The sequence below is a fragment of the Sulfitobacter sp. HI0129 genome (assembly GCF_001635395.1).
Classification (GTDB): Bacteria; Pseudomonadota; Alphaproteobacteria; order Rhodobacterales; family Rhodobacteraceae; genus Sulfitobacter.
This window is the reverse complement of the sequence record NZ_LWGH01000354.1, coordinates 1-4,502: the sequence shown is the minus strand read 5'-3', so window position 1 is coordinate 4,502 and position 4,502 is coordinate 1. Positions and strand designations below refer to the sequence as shown.

Below are 4,502 nucleotides of genomic sequence, written 5' to 3'. Positions count from 1 at the left end.
GGGCCTCTGCCTGCTGCAGGCCAGCGCTGCACCCGATGCGCCGCAGATCGAACTGGACGTGGAAAACCGGGAGCTGCGGCTCGTCCGCAAGTTGGCCGGGGGGCGCACCGTGGTGCTACGCAGCTGCCGCTTTGGCAACCTGTCCCACGCGGAACGCCGGGGCGCGCACCTACGCCTGTGGGATGAGACCGATCGCCTGATCGCAGAGCTGACGCTTGCCGATCGCGATGCCCTGCGCGCGGTCGTTGCCGTGCTGCGGGACGAGGGAAAGCTGGTCTGATCTGCGCCGCATGAGGGCGTGCCCCCCTGAAATGTCCGACGGCCCCGGTGCCCCGCCGGGGTATCGTCTTGGGGCGCTGTGGTCTTGTTCGTACCGGGCCTGCGGGATACATCTGGGCAAATTCCAGATAAGGGGACAGCATGAGCATCGCATTCGTATTCCCGGGCCAGGGTGCCCAGACTATCGGCATGGGCAAGGAGCTGGCGGACAGCTATCCGGAGGCCCGCGCGGTGTTCGAAGAGGTCGACGAGGCACTGGGCGAAAGCCTTTCGTCGCTGATCTGGGAAGGCGAGATCGAAACATTGACCCTGACGGAGAATGCCCAGCCCGCGCTGATGGCGACCTCCATGGCTGCGATGGCGGCCTTGAAGGCCGAAGGGGTCGACATATCCCGCGCATCCTATGTGGCGGGCCATAGCCTGGGCGAATACAGCGCGCTTTGCGCCGCCGGAACGCTGACGCTTTCCGATGCCGCGCGTCTTCTGCGGATCCGGGGCAAGGCCATGCAGGCCGCCGTTCCCGTGGGCGAGGGCGCGATGGCGGCCGTGCTGGGGCTCGATCTGCCGCAGGTGGAGCAGGTGGCCCGGGATGCCGCCGCCGCGGGGGTCTGCGAGGTCGCCAACGAAAACGATCCGGCGCAGACGGTGGTTTCGGGAACCCGGGCCGCGGTGGAAAAGGCCGTCGATCTGGCGAAGGAGGCCGGTGCCAAGCGGGCCTTGCTGTTGCCGGTCTCCGCTCCCTTTCATTGCTCGCTGATGCAACCGGCGGCAAACGAGATGGCGAGCGCCCTGTCGGATGTGAGCTTTGCCGCCCCGGCGGTGCCGGTGGTGACCAACGTTCTGGCGACGGGGGTGACGGATGCGGACAAGCTGCGACAGCTTCTGGTGGAACAGGTGACAGGCCGCGTGCGCTGGAAAAGCTCCGTCGAGTGGATGGCGGCCCAAGGGGTCAGCGATGTGTGGGAGATCGGCGCGGGCAAGGCGCTGAGCGGTATGATCCGACGCATCGACAAGTCCTTGGCGACCCGTGCGGTCGGCACCCCGCAAGAGGTGGCCGCGGCGGGGGAGGTCTGAGCCGGTGATCCGCCTTTGCGCGGCGCTTCTGTTGGCATTGATCCTTTCGGGATGCGATTTCGCCAGCAATTATCTGGAACGGACGCAGTTCGAGGTGCAGGGCGACCGGCTGCTGATGACGGGGCTCATCACCTCCTACACGCCGGGGCGGTTCGAGCGGATGGTCGCCGCGCATCCGCAGGTAGATACGGTCGTGCTGCGGGGCATCGAAGGGTCGGTGGACGACGCGGCGATGATCGCCATGGGGTACCGGCTGCGCGCGCTGGGGCTGGATACGCATCTGGAAAGCTACAGCCAGATTTATTCGGGCGGCGCGCAACTCTTCCTCAGCGGGGTGGAGCGCACGATGGAGCGGGGCGCGATTATCGGCGTGCACAGCTGGCGGGACAACCGGCGGGACGGGTCGGTCTATCCACGCGGTTCACCGAAACATGCATTGAACCGCCGCTACGTGGAAGACATGCTGGGGAGTGATGCTTTCTACTGGTTCACGTTGCGGGCGGCGCCGTCGAATGGCATGCACATCCTGAACGAGGCTGAAATCGCCCATTACCGGCTGCTCACGCGCCCTATACTCGCCCCCTGAGCGGGCGGAACAAAGCAAAGAAGGAAGAAGACATGTTCGATCTTACAGGCAAGACGGCTCTGGTCACGGGGGCCTCGGGCGGTATTGGGGCGGAAATCGCCCGGGTGCTGCATGCGCAGGGCGCCGCTGTCGGCCTGTCGGGGACGCGCAAGGATCCGCTGGAGGCGCTGGCGCAAGAACTGGGCGAGCGCGCGCATGTCCTGCCCTGCAACCTGAGCGACATGGCGGCGGTCGAAGCGTTGCCGAAGCAGGCGGTGGAGGCGATGGGTTCGGTCGATATTCTGGTGAACAACGCGGGCATCACCCGCGACAATCTTTTCATGCGCATGTCGGACGAGGAATGGTCCAGCGTGCTGGAGGTGAACCTTACGGCCACATTCAAGCTCTGTAAGGGGGTGATGCGCGGCATGATGAAGTCCCGCTGGGGGCGGATCGTCAACATCTCCTCTGTCGTGGGGGCCACAGGCAATCCGGGGCAGGCCAATTACGCCGCGTCAAAGGCCGGCATGGTCGGCATGTCGAAATCGCTTGCCTACGAAGTGGCGAGCCGGGGCATCACAGTGAATGCCGTGGCGCCGGGTTTCATCACCACGGCCATGACAGACAAGCTGACCGATGATCAGAAAAAGGGCATCATGGACCAGATTCCCGCGGCCCGCATGGGCGAGCCGGGCGAAATCGCCGCCGCCGTGCTCTATCTTTCCAGTCCGGAAGCCGCCTATGTCACCGGGACGACCTTGCATGTGAACGGCGGGATGGCCATGCTCTGACCTGCGCCGAGATAGCGTTTGCCAATATGGTGGCATATGCTAAACGAAGCGCAGATTCTAACGCGGGTGCTTGATCGTACCCTGATCCTTGTGCAAACAGGGTAGATAGCCGCCCCTTTTGGGGCATCCTCCAACCGCCCCGGAACGGCGCACGGAAACCAAAAGGGGCCGATGGCCCGAAGACATGAGGACATATTATGAGCGACGTCGCAGAGCGCGTTAAGAAGATCGTGGTTGAGCACCTGGGTGTGGAAGAGGAAAAGGTCACCGAGAACGCGTCGTTCATCGACGATCTGGGTGCCGACAGCCTCGACACCGTGGAACTGGTGATGGCGTTCGAAGAGGAATTCGGCATCGAGATCCCCGATGACGCCGCCGAGAACATCCAGACCGTGGGTGACGCGGTGAAGTTCATCAAGGAAGCGTCCTGATATAGTGCCGCGGCCCCCGGGGGCCGGACGGCAACTGAACAAAGCGGCGTCGGTCCACGCGGATCGGCGCCGCTTTTTTATTCGGAACGTGCAAGGCGGGTTGTGCTCGACGCGGGATGGTTCCACCATGGAGGGAACTGCAACACAGGGGGTCGCATACATGGCGCGGAATATTCCGATCATCAACACGGCCCGTTTGACGCTGCGCGGGATGCGGTCGGAAGACTTCGCGCGGTTCGCCGAAATCTGGGCCTCGCCCGAAGTAGTGGCCCATATCAGCGGCGAGCCTTGGCCCAAGAGCCGGTCGTGGGATGCGTTTCTGCGCAATGCGGGGCATTGGCAGATTACCGGATTCGGGCAATGGGGCGTGCAGTTGCATGGCCAGCGGGACCTGTGCGGGCAGGCCGGGTTCTTTTTCGGCGCGCGCCAATTGGGCATCGATTTCGATCCCTATCCGGAGGCCCGCTGGGTCATTGCACCCGATGTCCGGGGCCGGGGCCTTGGCCTTGAGGCCGCGACGGCGGCGCATGACTGGTATGATCGGATCATGGGGGGCCATACCGTCTGCAAGATATCCCCGGAGGATGCGGTTTCGCTGAAGCTGGCCGAAACGCTGGGCTATGCGCCGCTGAGAGATGTGGAGATCGACGGTGCTGCTGCCCGGCTGATGGCGCGCAAGGGCCCGCCGGTCTGAACGGGCAATGCGGCGCTGCGCCCTTGAATTTCACCGAGCCGGCACTGTATAGCCGGGCAACGCGAAAACACACCAAGGGGGCTTGGATATGCGCAGAGTTGTTGTGACGGGCATGGGATTGGTGACACCCCTTGCAGATGGCGTCGAGGAAAGCTGGAGCCGGATTCTGGACGGTCAGTCCGGCGCAGGTCCGATCACGGGTTTCGATGCCAGCGCGCTCGTGACGCAATATGCCTGTGAAGTACCCCTCGGCGATGGCAGCGACGGCACGTTCAACGCCGATCACTACATGGAGCCGAAGGAGCAGCGTAAGGTCGATACCTTTATCCTGTTCGGCATGGCGGCGGCGCAGCAGGCCGTGGAGGATTCGGGCTGGATGCCGACAGAGACCGAAGATCTGGAGCGCACCGGCGTTCTGATCGGTTCCGGCATCGGGGGGCTGAATTCCATCGCGAATACCGCCATCACCATGAAGGAAAAAGGACCGCGCCGCGTCAGCCCGTTCTTTGTGCCCGGGGCGCTGATCAACCTGATCTCGGGGCAGGTCAGCATCCGCTACGGGTTCAAGGGGCCGAACCATTCGGTCGTGACCGCCTGTTCCACCGGGGCCCATGCCATCGGCGACGCCTCGCGCCTGATCCGTCACGGCGATGCGGATGTGATGATCG

The 4,502-nt window shown here is 64.1% G+C and carries 7 protein-coding genes; all 7 read left to right on the top strand.

The window, feature by feature from the left end; all coding sequences use genetic code 11:
• Positions 1-280: hypothetical protein (locus A3764_RS25105; protein ID WP_161487487.1), on the top strand; the 280-nt coding region annotated here is incomplete at its 5' end.
• A 140-nt stretch (positions 281-420) separates the two neighbouring features.
• Positions 421-1,353 carry an ACP S-malonyltransferase gene (gene fabD, locus A3764_RS08955; protein WP_067919724.1) on the top strand — a complete coding sequence of 311 codons (933 nt, stop codon included), beginning with the start codon at positions 421-423 and terminating at the stop codon, positions 1,351-1,353.
• Positions 1,354-1,357: 4 nt separating this feature from the next.
• Entirely contained in the window at positions 1,358-1,939 is a 582-nt protein-coding gene (locus tag A3764_RS08950; RefSeq protein WP_067919723.1) for a hypothetical protein, read from the top strand.
• Positions 1,940-1,971: 32 nt separating this feature from the next.
• A complete protein-coding gene (gene fabG, locus A3764_RS08945; RefSeq protein ID WP_067919720.1) occupies positions 1,972-2,709 on the top strand; it encodes a 3-oxoacyl-[acyl-carrier-protein] reductase in 738 nt (245 codons plus the stop codon).
• Between the two features lie 197 nt (positions 2,710-2,906).
• Positions 2,907-3,140 carry an acyl carrier protein gene (locus tag A3764_RS08940; protein ID WP_067919716.1) on the top strand — a complete coding sequence of 78 codons (234 nt, stop codon included), beginning with the start codon at positions 2,907-2,909 and terminating at the stop codon, positions 3,138-3,140.
• A gap of 160 nt (positions 3,141-3,300) precedes the next feature.
• Positions 3,301-3,834 (top strand): GNAT family N-acetyltransferase, encoded by a 534-nt coding sequence (locus A3764_RS08935; RefSeq protein ID WP_067919714.1) that lies wholly within the window; start codon positions 3,301-3,303, stop codon positions 3,832-3,834.
• Between the two features lie 88 nt (positions 3,835-3,922).
• The coding region (locus A3764_RS08930; RefSeq protein WP_269085017.1) for a beta-ketoacyl synthase N-terminal-like domain-containing protein at positions 3,923-4,502 on the top strand (580 nt) is incomplete at its 3' end.

What these genes read in the sequence shown, in the direction of transcription:
- fabD (WP_067919724.1), top strand. Translation starts at nt 421, where the DNA reads ATGAGCATCGCATTCGTATTCCCGGGCCAGGGTGCCCAGACTATCGGC.
- fabG (WP_067919720.1), top strand. Translation starts at nt 1,972, where the DNA reads ATGTTCGATCTTACAGGCAAGACGGCTCTGGTCACGGGGGCCTCGGGC.
- A3764_RS08940 (WP_067919716.1), top strand. Translation starts at nt 2,907, where the DNA reads ATGAGCGACGTCGCAGAGCGCGTTAAGAAGATCGTGGTTGAGCACCTG.
- A3764_RS08935 (WP_067919714.1), top strand. Translation starts at nt 3,301, where the DNA reads ATGGCGCGGAATATTCCGATCATCAACACGGCCCGTTTGACGCTGCGC.